The organism is Lysinibacillus sp. NPDC056959, assembly GCF_042674095.1.
Classification (GTDB): Bacteria; Bacillota; Bacilli; order Bacillales_A; family Planococcaceae; genus Lysinibacillus; species Lysinibacillus zambalensis.
Genome location: NZ_JBHURE010000009.1, coordinates 108,237 through 124,438, shown reverse-complemented (window position 1 = coordinate 124,438; position 16,202 = coordinate 108,237). Strand labels below are relative to the sequence as shown.

17 protein-coding genes and 1 pseudogene are annotated in these 16,202 nt (G+C 34.7%); 3 read left to right on the top strand and 15 right to left on the bottom strand.

From position 1 onward, the window contains the following. Positions 1-11 precede the first annotated feature (11 nt). The 3 genes from ACFTQ7_RS13125 to ACFTQ7_RS13115 form a co-directional block, all read right to left on the bottom strand. On the bottom strand, positions 12-587 hold the full coding sequence (locus ACFTQ7_RS13125; RefSeq protein ID WP_386829205.1) for a YozE family protein: 576 nt from the start codon (positions 585-587) through the stop codon (positions 12-14). A gap of 234 nt (positions 588-821) precedes the next feature. Continuing rightward, the gene (locus tag ACFTQ7_RS13120) at positions 822-3,188 is read right to left on the bottom strand and encodes a phage/plasmid primase, P4 family (RefSeq protein WP_386829204.1); all 2,367 of its coding nucleotides are present in this window, start codon (positions 3,186-3,188) and stop codon (positions 822-824) included. Then, entirely contained in the window at positions 3,178-3,447 is a 270-nt protein-coding gene (locus ACFTQ7_RS13115; RefSeq protein WP_386829202.1) for a hypothetical protein, read from the bottom strand. Before ACFTQ7_RS13115 ends, ACFTQ7_RS13120 begins: the two co-directional genes overlap by 11 nt. A 158-nt stretch (positions 3,448-3,605) precedes the next feature. Here ACFTQ7_RS13115 and ACFTQ7_RS13110 point away from each other — a divergent pair, with 158 nt between their 5' ends. Together ACFTQ7_RS13110 and ACFTQ7_RS13105 are read left to right on the top strand one after the other, a co-directional pair. Continuing rightward, positions 3,606-4,223, top strand: a complete 618-nt coding sequence (locus tag ACFTQ7_RS13110; RefSeq protein ID WP_386829200.1) for a helix-turn-helix domain-containing protein — start codon at positions 3,606-3,608, stop codon at positions 4,221-4,223. Between the two features lie 66 nt (positions 4,224-4,289). Continuing rightward, on the top strand, positions 4,290-5,468 hold the full coding sequence (locus ACFTQ7_RS13105) for a site-specific integrase (RefSeq protein ID WP_386829198.1): 1,179 nt from the start codon (positions 4,290-4,292) through the stop codon (positions 5,466-5,468). 25 nt (positions 5,469-5,493) lie between these two features. Here the strand turns inward: ACFTQ7_RS13105 and ACFTQ7_RS13100 are convergent, their stop codons facing one another. Continuing rightward, positions 5,494-6,093, bottom strand: a complete 600-nt coding sequence (locus ACFTQ7_RS13100) for a YpjP family protein (protein ID WP_386829196.1) — start codon at positions 6,091-6,093, stop codon at positions 5,494-5,496. A 707-nt stretch (positions 6,094-6,800) separates the two neighbouring features. Here ACFTQ7_RS13100 and ACFTQ7_RS13095 point away from each other — a divergent pair. Next, positions 6,801-7,139 (top strand): annotated as a pseudogene (locus tag ACFTQ7_RS13095) (IS1595 family transposase); the annotation flags it as partial. 137 nt (positions 7,140-7,276) lie between these two features. On the opposite strand, the gene ACFTQ7_RS13090 reads toward ACFTQ7_RS13095, so the two are convergent. The 11 genes from ACFTQ7_RS13090 to ACFTQ7_RS13040 form a co-directional block, all read right to left on the bottom strand. Continuing rightward, positions 7,277-7,483 carry a hypothetical protein gene (locus ACFTQ7_RS13090; protein WP_386829195.1) on the bottom strand — a complete coding sequence of 69 codons (207 nt, stop codon included), beginning with the start codon at positions 7,481-7,483 and terminating at the stop codon, positions 7,277-7,279. A gap of 127 nt (positions 7,484-7,610) precedes the next feature. After that, complete coding sequence (locus tag ACFTQ7_RS13085; RefSeq protein ID WP_386829194.1) at positions 7,611-7,880, bottom strand: hypothetical protein; 270 nt, start codon at positions 7,878-7,880, stop codon at positions 7,611-7,613. 63 nt (positions 7,881-7,943) lie between these two features. Then, positions 7,944-8,816: a helix-turn-helix domain-containing protein gene (locus ACFTQ7_RS13080; RefSeq protein WP_386829193.1), complete on the bottom strand. Its 873-nt coding sequence runs from the start codon at positions 8,814-8,816 to the stop codon at positions 7,944-7,946. 281 nt (positions 8,817-9,097) lie between these two features. Then, a complete protein-coding gene (locus ACFTQ7_RS13075) occupies positions 9,098-9,757 on the bottom strand; it encodes an AroM family protein (protein WP_386829191.1) in 660 nt (219 codons plus the stop codon). 916 nt (positions 9,758-10,673) lie between these two features. Continuing rightward, the gene (locus tag ACFTQ7_RS13070) at positions 10,674-11,435 is read right to left on the bottom strand and encodes an ANT(4')-I family aminoglycoside nucleotidyltransferase (protein ID WP_386829190.1); all 762 of its coding nucleotides are present in this window, start codon (positions 11,433-11,435) and stop codon (positions 10,674-10,676) included. 100 nt (positions 11,436-11,535) lie between these two features. After that, on the bottom strand, positions 11,536-12,066 hold the full coding sequence (locus ACFTQ7_RS13065) for a hypothetical protein (RefSeq protein WP_386829188.1): 531 nt from the start codon (positions 12,064-12,066) through the stop codon (positions 11,536-11,538). A 194-nt stretch (positions 12,067-12,260) separates the two neighbouring features. Further along, positions 12,261-13,064 carry a class I SAM-dependent methyltransferase gene (locus ACFTQ7_RS13060; RefSeq protein ID WP_386829186.1) on the bottom strand — a complete coding sequence of 268 codons (804 nt, stop codon included), beginning with the start codon at positions 13,062-13,064 and terminating at the stop codon, positions 12,261-12,263. Next, positions 13,052-13,483 carry a BrxA/BrxB family bacilliredoxin gene (locus tag ACFTQ7_RS13055; protein WP_079560990.1) on the bottom strand — a complete coding sequence of 144 codons (432 nt, stop codon included), beginning with the start codon at positions 13,481-13,483 and terminating at the stop codon, positions 13,052-13,054. The genes ACFTQ7_RS13060 and ACFTQ7_RS13055 overlap by 13 nt, the downstream gene beginning before the upstream one ends. 383 nt (positions 13,484-13,866) lie before the next feature. Further along, positions 13,867-14,874 (bottom strand): Ig-like domain-containing protein, encoded by a 1,008-nt coding sequence (locus tag ACFTQ7_RS13050; RefSeq protein ID WP_386829184.1) that lies wholly within the window; start codon positions 14,872-14,874, stop codon positions 13,867-13,869. Between the two features lie 140 nt (positions 14,875-15,014). Further along, the gene (locus ACFTQ7_RS13045) at positions 15,015-15,680 is read right to left on the bottom strand and encodes a M15 family metallopeptidase (protein WP_386829182.1); all 666 of its coding nucleotides are present in this window, start codon (positions 15,678-15,680) and stop codon (positions 15,015-15,017) included. Beyond that, entirely contained in the window at positions 15,680-16,150 is a 471-nt protein-coding gene (locus ACFTQ7_RS13040; protein WP_386829181.1) for a phage holin family protein, read from the bottom strand. The genes ACFTQ7_RS13045 and ACFTQ7_RS13040 overlap by 1 nt, the downstream gene beginning before the upstream one ends. Positions 16,151-16,202 lie beyond the last annotated feature (52 nt).

Below are 16,202 nucleotides of genomic sequence, written 5' to 3'. Positions count from 1 at the left end.
CTCCTTTTCAACTAAACCCAGTAAATACGTTCAGCAGTTTTTTCAATCAACCATTTACGTTTCTTTAACACCTGATTCCTAGACATATACAAACGATCTGCAATGATTAACCAATCTTCAATTTCACCACTTGGGTTCCAGTACCGCATATCAACGATAGTTTTTAAATCTTCGTCGAGTTCATTATAGAGTTGCTCAATTCCATTAATTATTGTTGTATGTCTTTCTATAAAAGCATTTTCAGCAGGATTTTCACCAGATTGCAAAACTTCATATTCACGATGTTTCACGCGCTTTTTAATTTCTTCAATGTCTATCCAATAGTTTTCTATTACTTCAATTTCATACTTTTCTAATCTCACGTACTGTTTCCCCTCCACAATTGAATGTTGTGAGTTAAAAAGTTGCCATGCTTTATCAAATGATTGTAAGCATAAGTAACTCGCATTTTGTAAAAATAGATAATGATACAATTCGTTATATGAATTACTATCCGGGAACGTTGGATCTTGCTTATTATCGCGAGCCAGGTCACCGATTGGTGAATCATCGTACTCAAATTGATTTAACCATTTTTTAAAATTCATGAAATCCTCTCTTTCGCAATATTTATTATGTTCTTGCTTAATTCTTGCGCTTTTCTTGCTCTACAAAACATTGATATAACAACTTTCTTGCTACTTATATATATTTCTTGCTTAAACTTAAATAAAAAATATAAGGGTGTATGTCATATTAATAATCACACATACTATATAAAGGTTTTCCGGAGGGTAAAAAGCGCAAGAATTGATTTATGATTTTACAAAAACCCTTTAATATCAAGGGTCCGTTAGCTTAAAACCACTTGCGCTATTTCTTGCGCTTTTAGATTTAAAACCTTTACGAGTTTTCTTTTCTCCGTTAATGATGCATTGCTTGTCTTTCCATTCCATATCTAACCTAGTACAAACTAAATCTTTGAATTTTTGATTAGATAAAGGAGTAATCATATTATCTCTACACCATTCGCTATACTCTTTGATCACCCTAACTCCTTCAAACTCATTAAAATAATCCAATTTGAACTCTGAAAAATAATCTGCCCAAATATCATTTTGCTCTTCGAAAGTATTTAGAATAGCTTCACATTTAGGATTAGGAGTTAATTTTTCTGCGTTTGGATTATCAAGCATCGTAAACAACTTTTCTACCGCTAGTTTCATAACATATTCACGTGCTGACTGAGAGCTGATTAAACGCTGTGTTTCCACATCTGATAAGCAATCCTTGTCCTTACTAAAATTGTGATTAAATTCAATAATGTGTAATCGTCTACTAATTGCACGACCGTTTTCGGTAAATGAAGGCAAGTGATTACTAGCCACAATTAAAGTAGTAGTCATACGAACACTAATCGGATCTCGGCCCTTTTTTTCTATAGAAATGATGCCTCCGGTGATGACGCTTTTTAACTCTCCGCTGTCCTGGATAACGAAATCCGGATTATCATCTGTAATAGATGCGGCTTTCCCGTGCATTGCAGCACTTGCAAAGTTATTGGTAGAAAGCTTATGCGGACTTATACTTGCGATATTTCCACCGTCTTTATCGAATGTCTGTTGCACCATGTTCAAAATTGAACTTTTGCCGTTAGCTGCAGATTTCCCATAGAGATACCACATTTTGCTGATTAAGATGTCTGGGTATAATACAGCACTGAACATCTCAATTAAATTTTCAATACTTGGCTGATAGTTTTCAGTAACCTTTTTTAATGTTTCATTTACAAATGAATCATTAGCCGTTGGAACATAATTTGTAGGGAATTTTTGTGTAATGAAAATTTTAGGATTATATTGTTCTAATCGTTTATCTTGAAAATTTATCAGCCCATTTCCTACCGCAACATAATTAGAGTCTATTTTCCTTACGATTGGACAAGTTTCTTCGATATATTTAAAAACTTCATTTATTTGTGTGCTTTTTAATGTTTCGTCATATCTACGAATTAAGCCTTTTACCACTCTACCAGTGGAATCTTCTTCGTAGACACCTTTATTTTGGTTATAAAAGTAAAGAGAGCCATGAGCATTAGGATAACGCTTTACATGGAAATCTTTTAAAACCGTCTTACCTAATACGTGATGTAAAAAACTTGTTGTACCATTAGCATTTTTCATAAACCAATCAAATTTTTTCTGAGGTTTTTCTTCTAAAGTAAAAGTATCTTCGCATTCTTCAATTGCTTTATTTAATAATTCGATACCATAAGTTACTCCATTTTGCTGACGGTCAAATTTTTCTCGCATTAAACTACTTTTTCGAAATATCGATTCCATTACCACAAAATCTTTATTGCACCAAAATGATAACGCGTTTGCGAACGACATATCTGCTTCTGATTGAGAGCCAAATGATTGTTCCCAACCTCCAAACATAAACTTCATAAATCGATCGCTATTCTTACTAGCTAATGCGCGCTTAATAATTTCACCTTCTGGAAGTGCTGCCTTACCTATTTGTCCATTATTTATTTGTGGATTAATATGCTTTTCACGTTTAAGCACTTTGTCTAGAAAAGTGTCTAATTGCGGTCCGCCTTCATTAATAGGCAAATTGTTGATTGCTTGTCCTGTGATTGTTATATATCTTTTTTGATCATAAATTTCAAAACCAGTTTTAGAATCTTTATTTTTATGCCTTGTTTTGTCATGTTTATATTTCACCCACACATGAATTCCTTCACCTGATGGAGAAATTTCTGCATATGACATCGATGTTATTTCACTCGTTAATGTATCTAAATTGTCAGTGTCCTCTAATCCATCTATATCAATACAAGCGTATTTGTCTGCATCTGAAAGCACGAACCCAATTCCATCATATTGACCTCCTTTGTGATCACCTTCATTATAGACTTGCATGATTGTTTCAAAATCTCCCCAGGTTGCTAAATCTGTAGAATCTGCTGGAGAACCATTTGATTGAAAAGGAAGCTTATCGAATTTTTGAGTTTCCTCATTGAATACGGCCTTCCATAGAACGAATTGTCTACGTTGCTTTAATTCCTGTGGTATATGTTCCTCTTCGACTAGTAATATTTGTTCTTTCTCTTTTATCACGACTTTTTTCACCACCTTGTTGCTATGACATTTGTTGTTTATTCCTGTACACACGCTCGCCAAAGCATTTTCTTTACCATTCACTTGTAATTGTTTTCATAACATCTAATGCCTCTTTTGCAGGCCACCATCTTTTTCTGTTCTTTCGTCTTTCAATAACACGCATACGTGGATCAGATAAAATTTCATCTTCCAAAAAACGTTTGCTCATATTTGTTAGTACCGCTATTCTATCCACATCAACAAACCAAAGTTCTGATTGGATGTTACCTACTATTGTCTTTTCCAATTGCTCTTGAATGAATTGGTTATCAATATTAAATTCAACTTTTGCTGGTATCATATATAACTCTCCTTCCTTCACCATTTATTGCAACAGCAATAATTTGTTAAATCAAATATATCACACTAGCAATAATTTGCAAAGTATTTTTTGATTGAAATTGCAATAGTTTGCAATTATTATAAGAGTACAGACTTAAATAAAGGGAGTGTATTAAATTGAATCAATCAAAACCAACTGCTGGGGAGTTAATAAAGAAAGCACGTAAATTAAATGGATTAACAATTACAAAACTGGCTGAATTAACAGCAGTCTCCCAGCCTTACCTTTCTCAAATTGAAAACGACAAAAGAAAACCTTCTTATGAAGTAATAAGAAAGATAATTCCTATATTAAATCTAGACTTCCATTTATTGGCTTGGGCATCTGAACTTTATTCGGATCGTGAATATCAGGAATACTTAGAACAAAAGGATATTTTTGAATCCATGACACCTGAAGAGGAAAAGAAATATTTTGATGAACAAAACAAAGAGGCATCGTACTATCAAAAATTAATTGTTTTCCAAAAAAGAAAATATGTTCAAATTGAAGACTTTCTGAAAAATAGCAAAGAAGGAATTTACATTAATGGACATAAATTAACGGATAACGAAATTAAAATGTTAATTCATTTATTTGAAGGAAAAGAAAAAAATTACCCATCTGATGGTGAAGTAAAGAAAGAATTTGATGAATTAAGAGAGGAACGAATCAAAAATATAGAAAAGATAAAGAATGGAGAAGGATTACTTATTTCAAAGGTGGACGATTATTTTGATTACGATTTAGATTAAATTTATTACAAACATTCACACATTCCTGTACACACGCTCGCCAAAGCTTAGAAGGGAATGGTATGAGTGAAGTTATACAAATCAACAAAAGAACCTGAAATATATCACTATTTCAATGCTAATAATGAAAAACTGTGGATGTTCCGGCATAAATATTATGATGCTGCTGGAAAACGGAAAGAGAAGAAGAAAAGTGGGTTTAAAACAGAAAAAGCAGCATTGAAAGCCCTGTTGGAAGTAAAGGCTTCAACGCTGCGTGGTGAAACAAAACATATAGAAAATGATAACCTAAGTGTTGCTCAATGGCTAGATATGTGGTTTGAAACAAGTAAAAGAAAGTGGAAAGAGTCTACTATAACTCAACGAGAGATAATTATTCGCCTAAATATTAAACCCTTATTAGGTAACTTCAAACTTCAAAAATTGGATAAAGCCACTTACCAACGTGAATTTATTAATGCACTTGAAAAGCAATATGAACCAGGTACAGTGCGACAAGCACATTCAATTTTTTCAATTGCCATTAATGCAGCTATTGAAGAAGATATACTTCATAGAAATAAATTTAAGGGTGTAAGCTTGCCTTCTACTCGAAAAAAGGAAGCTAGTTTTAACGTTCTAACTTCTGATCAGCTCAATATAATGCTAAATTACGCTAAAGAGTATGAAGATGAAACCTACTATTCAATTTTACTTTTGCTTTCTTACACTGGGATGCGAAAAGGTGAAGCATTAGGTCTTCAATGGGGAGATATTGATTTTGATAAGCAGGCTATTAATATTTTTCGGAATCGGACCAGACACGGTGCTGGAACAACTAAAACAAAAAATAGTGAACGTAAAATCAAAGTTGGAAAGAATGTAATTGATCAGTTAACTCATTATCAAAAGGTAGTTAAAGAAAGGTTTTTATCTTTTGGTAAAAAATTAGAAGCTGAGGATTATGTGTTTATCTCTTTGGAAAGTACTATACCTATGCCATTAACCACATTGCACAAAGGATTTAAAAGGATTGTTAAACGTGCCGGGTTAAAAGAGTGTACAATTCATTCTCTTCGGCACTCACATGCAACTATATTAATGAATGATGGTGTGCCAGTAAAAGCTATTGCTGAACGATTAGGTAACACACCAGAAATGATTCATACAACATACGGTCATGTATTGAGAGAAATGGAAGATAAAATTATCGACATATTTGACCGTGCTATCGAAATTGGGGCTAAAAGTGGGGCTAATCTCTAAGAGACAGCCCCTAAACCCTTATATATCAAGACAACCACTTCGGAGGTGTGTTTTTCTCCCAATAAATATCACCTAAATTATTGTGTGCCATAAAGTCGTCCTCGGCACTGTGGTAGTGGAAGTTGTAATAGTAGCCGTCCTGCGGTCTTTTTTCCGTGCGGACATGGAAGCGAATTAAATCCATGCCTGTTTCATTGCTAGTAATATTAAAAATTTTCTCGCCATAGTTTCCACTTGGCTTTTCTGAAATTGTTAACGATGCTAATGATTCATCATCTAAGCCTTCTACTGTCATCGCAATGGCTTCCTCCATTTTAGGGAAGATGATAGCGTCAAACTCATTGCAAATTTTCGGGCCAATTTTTGTGCCAAATTTCACATAGGATTGCTCTTTCGCCGCATCAACGAGCAATGCATTATAGTCAATCGGGTCTTCCTGTATTTCTGTTTGTTCTATCGGAAGAGCAGCCGCTTCTGCAGTACTTGTCCCAGGGGCTGGTCCGATAGAAGCGCGATTTGATGGATTATGATCAAATGCTTCCCATATTTCATGTGTTGGCGTAATTAATCCAAATGTTAAAAACGCAACCATAATAACGATACTTTTTTGAATCCATTTCTTCATTAATTTACACCTTCTCTTTATGTACAAATTGGTAAATCTATTTCTAATATATACGCATAAGCCCTATAAAAGGTTTCATAATTTTATAATTCATTGTACAATATTTATGTATAAAGTAAAAACTTCACATCCTGGGAAAACGCTTGTATGACCATCGTCCTGTTGCCCCAAACTAATCGGGCATTTACTCGCAGTATGCAGGATAAATGTGTCGTTTTTTTAAAAGGAGGTACAAAACATGGAAATCGCAATGGGTATTGGTCTTTTAATAATGTTAGGTTATTTATCATCTTTATGCTTCACGGACTAATTTAGTCAGAAAGCAAACTGAAAAAAATTCATATGTATCATGCCGTATTATAAAGGGTTAGCTATTATTTCAGTATTTTATTAAATGCAACAGGATGTAAAATAATGCTTCAAATTGGAGCTAGTCGACACCCTATTATTAGGGCAACACTGATCTAATTGAGGTATATAAAAAATATGCGGTGTGTATACAAAAATGTGTGAGAAAGATTGGAGCTAACCATTAGCTTCAATCTTTTTTCTTATTACCCACACATTGTAAAGAATCCTCTTAAGACTTTATAAGTGTTAGATATTTGCCTTTTAAACAAATCTGTAATTAAAAACAGCAAAAGTTAAACCCTCGTTTGTCTTAGACTCATTTAGTACTCGCGGATGAGTACAGGGATTACCTTCTGCTTTTCAGCACGGATATAGCTACCGACTATAAAAGATTTGCAGCAGCAAATAATCTTAAACACGAAACAATTAATCTTAATCAAAATCAATGAGTGAAAAAAGGGATATTCCACATACAACACGTTAATAACTTCCATCGCCACTTGAAAGGATGGTTGAAACGATTTCAAGGTGTTGGTATGTATTATTTGGAAAGTTACCTCTACTGGTATCGTTGGCTTGAGACACATAAAAACTTAGCATTTGAAAATCGAGTAGAACAAATGCTTATTTCAGCTTGTCAAAAACCTAACTATTTTACAGTTGAAGTTTTAAGAAAAAAACAAAAAGCACTTTAATTCAGATGCTCTTTAATCAGATTTCAGTGGTTTCGTCACTATGTTGAATGAAAATCTGAAAGGAAATATGCAGTAAAGGGAAAGTTGGTCAGGGATAAAAACAGACTGTCCTTAGACAACCTGTTTAATAAATTTATTTAGTTTTTTACATTTCCTTTATTAGATTCTTTAGCAAATGGTGTTAATATAATCCCTGCAAAAAACAAAATGAAACCTGCCCATTTTATCCATCTATAATATTGATAGTCTTGTAAAAAGTAAAATGAAGTAAAGATAATAGTAATACCGATGCCAATAATACTGATAGCAATCATCCACTTTAAAGTAATTAGAATTTTCAACACTCTCATGTCCCCTTTTTATGTATATTTTCAGGAAATAATACAACATATTCAAATGTGCTCTATAAAGGATTTGCTATAAAGAGTATGCGCTATTAAATGTTTTATAAAATACCTCATTTATAGGTAGTTAGCAACAATCTTTTAGAAAACAGCCTTGTAAAAAAAAGCATTGATTTTTTTCAACAAGTTCCTTTTTACTTTCATTACCTTTAATGCTAGCATTCAAAATGATTTGTGAAAGAACGGGATCTTTCTCAAAAGTAAGTATATTGTTCACGTATAAATCCATTATTTCGGGGTGATATTTTGAGATTTTTTCAACCTTTATACTTATTTTTCTTTCGGGAGTACCGTATCCTAATAAAAAGTAGCTATTGAATAGTAAATCAAACAACATATTATTATCCCTCTCTTTTTATGTGGACCTATAGTTCCAAACGAACCGGATCCAATAACTCCATTATTCTTCAAATGATAGATTGGTCGGTTCCTCTAAAAGATTCTTTTCAACACTATAATGTGTTGTCGGAGTATTTTTATCAACTACCTCAAATCTAAGTCCATCCAACCAAACTTCTCCTTTTCCAGCTAATAAAATTCCGAACGATATTATTGCGCTATTTTCTGGTACATCAAGTACTATAGAATATCGATTCCAATTATTTGTACCAATGATCGGTCTATCATTCATGTTATCAAATTGGAGTATATCATCCGAGGTACTATCTATTCTCATCCATAGACCTGAATGTTGGACACTCTTGGTTTCAATAAATCCAGAGAGCTCAATCCTTTCCCCTCTGAATTTATCAGCCTTAAATTCCTGCATCATTGTTGCAAATTCTCCTGGTTCTTGAACAGTTTTAGATTTTAAATAACCCGATACTTTTCCTTGATGTATATTATCCCGATCTGTTCCCATTTCATAATTAAAAGGATGACTCCCACTTAAAAACCAGCCTTTAACTTTTTCCTCCATTATTTTTTCCTCCTTGTTTTTCCTCATAATTTTCATAACTTTTCTATATTGACCTGGTGGTAAGTTATATAGTTTTTTGAATGCACGTGTAAAAGATTCTTGCGACTCAAATTGATAAAAGAAGGCGATATCAATAATTCTTTCATCCGTATTAAGAAGTGTACTTGCAGCATTTGCAAGTCGTCTCATTCTGATATACTCTGAGACTGACATTCCAACAGAGGCTTGAAAAACCCTGTGAAAATGATATTTTGAAAATCCTGTAATTTCATCAATATCATTGGCGGAAATTTCCTCATGTAAATGAGATTCAATCCAATGTATTGTTTTTTGAATTATCCATTCATATTTCAACGGTATTTCACCTCCCTTTCACTTTATAATCATAACGGATTAAAGTTAATGATTTTTGACTTTTTTTGCTACATTTTCTAAATCATAAATACTTTAACAAAATACCTCTAATTAAATACCCTTTTAATGTGAATAATTCAACTTGATATCTGTACTTTATTCGGCATTAAACAAATTAAAAAGCCGAGTTTCCTCGGCTTTTCATGCTTTCCCTTCACACCAATACGTGCGATTCTATATTTCTATAGTAGCTACAGTCTTAAACGATTTTTATTCTAGATTTATAAGTATTCAAGCACGATTCCCGCTACTAATGTACGCGGTAGTATTGTTAAAATACCACTCTCTTTTCGTACTACCTCTCTATGCTCTTCATTGTATCCCATGCAATCCAACACAATCAGATCTACTCGGTAATCACGAAGATAACGAGCTGCCTCTTCAAAGTTGCCATAATCAAATGGTGAAGCAACAGCAATCGTGATATCATCTGAAATATCTTCCCATTTTTTAACCATAGCTTTACTCTGTTCTTCTAGCGGAATAATTAAACCTAGCTTCGGTTGATCGGTCATTGCACTAATCATTTGTGTGACGATTCGATTCGGATGAAAAATAGGTTTTTCACATGTTAAATTCGAAAAATCATCTGTGCTTAATACGATGACCAAATCAACCTCTTGCTCTAACTTTGATAATTCCATTTTTAATAATGGTAGTAGTTTTCTTCTATTAATTATTATGGATCTGCCATCCCGTAATCGAGAGATAGTTGCGTTCTTTTCATTTCTCGCTAAAACAGTTAGTAATTCCGCCTCGTTTAAGCAATCCAACGCTCCTCTTTCCACAAATTTAATATCTTTATTAAATATTTCTGTAAATGTCGGTATGATATCTGAACGTGGCGTTTGTCCGATCGTCAAAAAACCAACTTTATTCATTTGCAGTCACCCCTAATTTTTGAAAATATATCATTGAACCGTATAGTTTATTCAGAAAGTTACATTCATCTTTATCGGAAAAATTAGTTTTATCCTCAAAAAGTTGTTTCAATTATAAATGCTCGAATAACACCAATAATGTCTGTTTTAACACCATAGCTATTCCTCCACAATTAGGTAGTATTTTATTTAAAAATGAAAAAAATTCTGAATTTAAATGCATGAAATTATCACATTATGAATAAATACTCATTGATAGTAATTCCGTTGTAACGTTTGCACTATACCTATATCAAAAACAAACTACAAGTATATCTGGATCAAAAATATTAATAAACATTGTTACACAAGTTCAAATTTATTGGAACTATTATTTAAAGAAATAATCAAAAAGAACTACAATAGATATGACATTCGGGAATTCATTACATAAAAAAGAGTAGACATAGTCTGTCTACTTTCTGAAGGCTCTTCAATATATTTGTTCGTCGATTCTAACCATGATTTTGGCCTTTCTATCCATCACTTCAACTTTTCTATCCGTAGACCCAGAAATATTCGACCTTCCCAATAAATTAGACAAGGGGCAGCCTCGCTTTTGCGAAGCCACCCCTTTAGTATTTAATAGGTAACATTTTCGTAAATTGTAAAGTCTCAACCCAATCATCTGGGGAATAAATATTATATTGAAACATGTAGTTTCATCACCGCGGTAAAATTCCACTGTGTGCCTTCTAACTTAAGCAACGCAAACCCAACCTTCTTTTGCGTCCTTGCAGCCCCAAAGCATGCGCCAGTGTGAATAAGTATCTTCAAAAACAAAAGTAGAATTCCAGATTACGTAAATATGCCACCTAAAATAGCACGATTCATATTATAGCACATAGTATTTAAAAAGTAAAGATTTCATTTCAAGTTACCAAGGTATAACCTTTGAACATTCAATTTGATACCCATGTTGAGCATACCATTCTAGTAAAGAATCCCAATAGTTTTCGCAAATCACAATAATTTGTTTTGCGTCAGAGAGATTTCCGGACATCACCAACTCACATAGAACCTCAAATCCCTCGGGCTTATCTGTAAACGACAATGCTTCAGGTAATACTTGAGCAGAAGTTGTGAAAAATTGTTTATTGTGTAATCCTATAATCATCGCACCTGCTGCGGCAATTTCCATCGCCAAAATCGGTAAAAATGTTCGAGGACCCTGTAATTCAATATTTCTCATTTTACCAATATACTCATACACTTCTTCTACTAAAGTTCGACAAATCGCTTCTTTAAATATCGAGCTATCTATTGAGCTAGCTTTTACTTTTAATTCAGTAAAAAAATCATTTGGGTCATAAATAGGTAAAATGTTGAAAAATTGTCCATGGGTCAGTGGCCATCTTTCGTCAACTGTCGTCGCATCTTCAATTATATGTTCTGCGCTTTCAAAGTTCACTTCTGCCTTCCAATCTCCAGCTGTCCATTCATAGCAAAAGTTTTCATCCAAAGCGTTTAAAATACATTTAATTTCTATATCTGAAAATGGCCCATCTGTTTTTCGGGCTAATGAACCGTAAATCCCAATTGCTTGCACTTTCGAACCATATCTTTCTATAACTTGGTTCGCAATGGAATAAGCAATTTTCATTCTTTTTTCTCTCGTTACTTTTTTCGGACCAATCATATTTATCTCTCCCTGTGAATGAATTATTAAATTGAGCTATATAATTGGCCATGGAGGACCACGAGCTTAACGAGGAATTTTATCTGCTGTCATGTATAAATCACCTTTCCTTATTACCATTCTGCATTCTTTTTTCCAGCAAATCCGACATTTCATCTATATCCATTTCAAACATAACCGAGTCATTTGATAGAGGTGCAAAATAATAGGTAACTTTTTCTTCCCCATAATCTTTCTCTAACCGCAACCACTTTTCAGTTAGGAGAACACAAAAAGCCAACGTATCTCCGCCAAGTGAATCCATGTACCAGCGGATTTGATATTTCGGAGCAATAAAGTCCTGCACAGCTTTCAAAGTTGTGTCCCTATCCGTTCTTTCTTCTTCATACGGGATTGCTTTCTTCACTTCATCTTTTAGTAAGAAAATATCAACACACCGTGGCTTATCAATTTCAACTAGTTCAACATTTATTTTATCTTCTTCAAGTAAGTATTCGTTAAAATATTCCGCTATAGATTCGTCAAAATCTTTCCAATCCACCCATACTAATGCTTCGCTATCCCAAAAGTTTTCTTCTTCCGCTAATGGATTTTTCAAAAATAGCTCGATTTCCGCCTCAATTTGATTCATACACATCCCCCTCAAATTTTATTTTTAACACACAAAGATTCGTAAATTCTTTATACCACTGCTGCATTTTCGCAATCCTGATACTTGCCAACCACAAAAATACAAAATCTAATTCAACTATATATTACCATATTTTGATTTTTAGATAAAAATAGAGGCCCATTCACAACAATGAACAAGCCTCTTGAAAACACTCAATATTTACTTCCATCAACAACTAAAACACCATAATGAAACTTCGCAGTCGTTCTTGTTAATTGTTGAAAATGATATTTGGCAAACCATTCTGAGCGGAAATGAGCCTTTAACACTACCCGTTTTCTCGCCACGCGATACGCTTCCCTTACCCATTCATCCGTTAATGTCACATGTTCCCCAGCTATGCGTAGTGCTTCAAAATTATTGGCTTCTTCAATAATTTCTTCAAACATCGGATCCATATAGACGACATCAAACGTATTGTCGGGCAATGTTTTCAAATAACTAACCGCCTCAGCCTGCACCACTTCTATATGGCGCATACATGCAGTTAATGGCAGTTCAGTCGTATCGTAGGTTTGCATCCCTTGCTCAACTATAAAAGCTACATTCGGATTCGCTTCGAGCCCAACAACTTGTCCCACCTCGCCAACTATATAAGCCGCCAGCATAGCATCAGCCGCTAGTCCCAATGTACAATCGAGCACTGAATCTCCTTTTTCAAGCTGCGCCGCTTCTAAAAACGGTTCCGCTTCCCCACGAGCAACACGCTTTAAGCGAAAAGCTGCTGAATTCGGATGGAAGAAAAACGGCTCATCTGCACCAAAAGCATAATACTCAAAACGATTTTTCCCAGCAACGATTACATTTACATGCAATTCTTGAGAAATTTTCCGAACAGAACGCTTTTTTCTTGGCTCAAACGGAGCATCTAATTGTTCACAAGCAAAAGCAGCGAGCGCCAACGATAAATCGTCTGGTCTGCCCGCTGTCGTAACAATAGTCTTTACTTCTCGCATGTTTGCTCTAATACACCTGTTAAATGTGTAACAATTTGCTCCACAGGGAACCCTTCAATTTGTTCACGTGGAATAAAGTATGCCAATTCCCCATCCTTTAAAATCGCCATCGAAGGTGAACTTGGTGGCACATCCTCAAAAAAGCCACGCATCGCAACAGTCGCTTCAGGATCCTGCCCAGCAAAAACAGTCACAAGATGATCCGGCTTAACCGCCTCCACTGCCTCACGAGCAGCCGGACGCGCCAACCCAGCCGCACATCCACAAACCGAGTTAATCACAACCAACGAAGTCCCCTTCGCCTCCGCCATAAATTCATTTACCGCATCAGCCGTCGTAAGCTCCGTAAATCCAGCCTCCACTAACTCCTCGCGCATTGGCTTCACTACCTGTTTCATATATTCATCGTAAGCGTTCATGCTTTTACCCTCTTTCATATGTATTCGCAAAGCTTATTATAGCAAGGTTTTTCACGAATGTACAAAGACTTGCCTTTTGCCCGATTTCATGCGTTTTCGGGGGAAATGTGACTTTTTCGTGATTTTGGTGACTTTTTTGTGTAACGAGGGTTGGTTTGTTAAACACTTGTTACACACCTAAAAAATGGATTTTATTGTTGAGATTTCGATTATTGCTGCCATCACTACAATTATTCTAACAGCTCTAATTTAGAGAAGCTTTAATAAATAAAATGACCAGGTACTCATATTTTATGAGCGCCTGGCCATTTGTTTGAATAAATTTATCAAAGCTAAATCCTATAAAAGACTAACTGCAAAATGCTACTAGTCTCAGTGCTAAATTATTTATAATCATCAACTGTAAAACTAACAATTTTATCATACATAATGTACTCTGTTCTTGAAACGATATTTCCAGTCGTTACATTTAATTTGAATTTATAGTATGGTTTCCCATGCCCAGCTTCTCGGCCATCTAGCCAATTAATAAACTGTTCAATTTCTGATATAGATAAATCATACTCATGAATATCTTTTGTTGTCATAGTAAGTCTCAATATCGCTCTATTTGCATTAACATCCGATTCTTTTACTGTAACTTCCGCTGTTGCCGATAAGTTGCTTCCATCGGTAGTTTCTGCTGTAATCGTTACTTTACCTGGCTTTTTACCAATCACATTCCCATTGTTATCTACAGAAGCAATTTCAGGATCACTGCTTGTCCATTTGATTGCTTTATTCGTTGCATCTTCTGGTGTGATCGTTGCAACGAGTGATTCGCTAGAGCCAACCGTCAAATCAAGAGTTTCTTTATTTAGTTCTAATGAGTCAACAATTATATTATTTGGATCAAGAAGTTCCCCTGTATCATCTATATCAATAGCATCTATTAAATATACTCCAGTGCCATTAAGTTCGATTTCAACGGTGTGAATACTTTCGGTTAATCCTGTTTTTTCATAATCTAAAGACATGGTAGTCGGAGAACCGTATTGAGAAAATTTCTCTGAAATACCATCAATTTTAATTGAAATTTTATCCGACCTATTATTATACAAAAAACCAATTAATCTTATCTTGGTTCCTTTAAAGGTAAAGTGTACTTTTGCGCCACTTTTGTCAGCATAATGAAGTGTATTATTATAAAAAGTACCAGTAGAATTAGTTAACCAATTCCCCTCATATTTAATAAAAGGATGTGCATCATCATATCGCACCCAACCTGCTTCTGGTTGTTCTAATCCTAGCCCTATTGTCGCTGCTTTAGCTTTGTTTCCTTCGATATCTAGAAGTGAGAAACTGAAAAATATAGCTATAGCTGCTGATATTATCATTAAAATCTTTTTCATAGTAATCCCCCAAATCAATATTAATAGGTTAATAATCCTATTTATAAAATAATATAACAAGTATAATTATCATGTATTTTATTACAAAATTCAACAATTTTTTCATCTAATTTAATTAAGGTATCTTAATTTTAATCAATCTATTTACTACGTCTTTGCTGAATCGTAATATACAACCCTACTAAACGATCCGTTGTCATTACTCCATTTTGTAAATCCTTCAAGTGTGAAGCTTGAACAATTCCTTCCTTAACAGCCTGTGCGATAAAGTTTTCCGTTTCAGTTTTCATAGCAGGTGAACCCGGATTCCATTTTGTCATTTTGATTTCCTCCTTTTTGTCTTCCACAATTAATTGAACTTTCATTTTGCTGTTGCTTGGTACGATTACTTGTCCTTCAAGCTTGTAACCTTTAGGAATAACCCAAGTTGACCTAACTTCAAAGTGAGGTCGGTCAATGTTCCCTATCCAATCACCGCCCCATGTAATACCTAGCTTACGTGCGATAGCACCAATTCGATTGAGCGTTGTCACATCATATAATGTTTGCGGAGGACCAACTGCAATATCCCATGCTAAACGCCCACTGTGATTACTTTTAAGCGTCCATGTAACAATTTGCCCTGGTCGTGTTCGTCCTTGTGCATATAGGTATTTTTGTCGTTCCTGAGAGCGATACGTTTCCGTGATGAAGATATTTTTAATACCAGCTTTATAACACTCTTGAAACAACAATCGGCATGCTGTTTGTGCAGCTGTTAATAGTTCAGCAAGATCTCGACATGTAGTAGTTACACTTGTACTCATTACGCTTCTCCCTCTTTCTTCATTTTTCGCTCTTCAGCACGTGCAAACTTGGCTTCAATTTCGCTACGTACCCACTCAGTAAGCTTTGTAAGTATCCAGTCTGGGAACCACTGCCCCCAACCTGCACGAATAGCGTTAGCAGTCATCGATTGAATAATGTGATATAACAAGCCAGCTGCTAATAAACCAAATACAACCCCAGGCGTACCGAAAATCATATCTAACAAATGTCCACCTGCAGGTAGAAGCAATAAAAAGAAACTACGGAATAAACCATCGATACCATACGATGACCCGTAACTTTTATCTTTCTTACTTGCACGAACTCCACTAATCCAATCCATTACTAAAAAGAAAAAGAGTGCGGTCATCGTATACATTACGACTTCGCCCTCTCCATACAAAAATTCAAATACTGGTACAAAAATAGCACCTACAAAACTAGCCATTAGTTTTTGTGTATGTTCCATACGACACCTTCCTTTTTGTATAATAAAAGCCTTCCACAGATGAAAGGCAAAA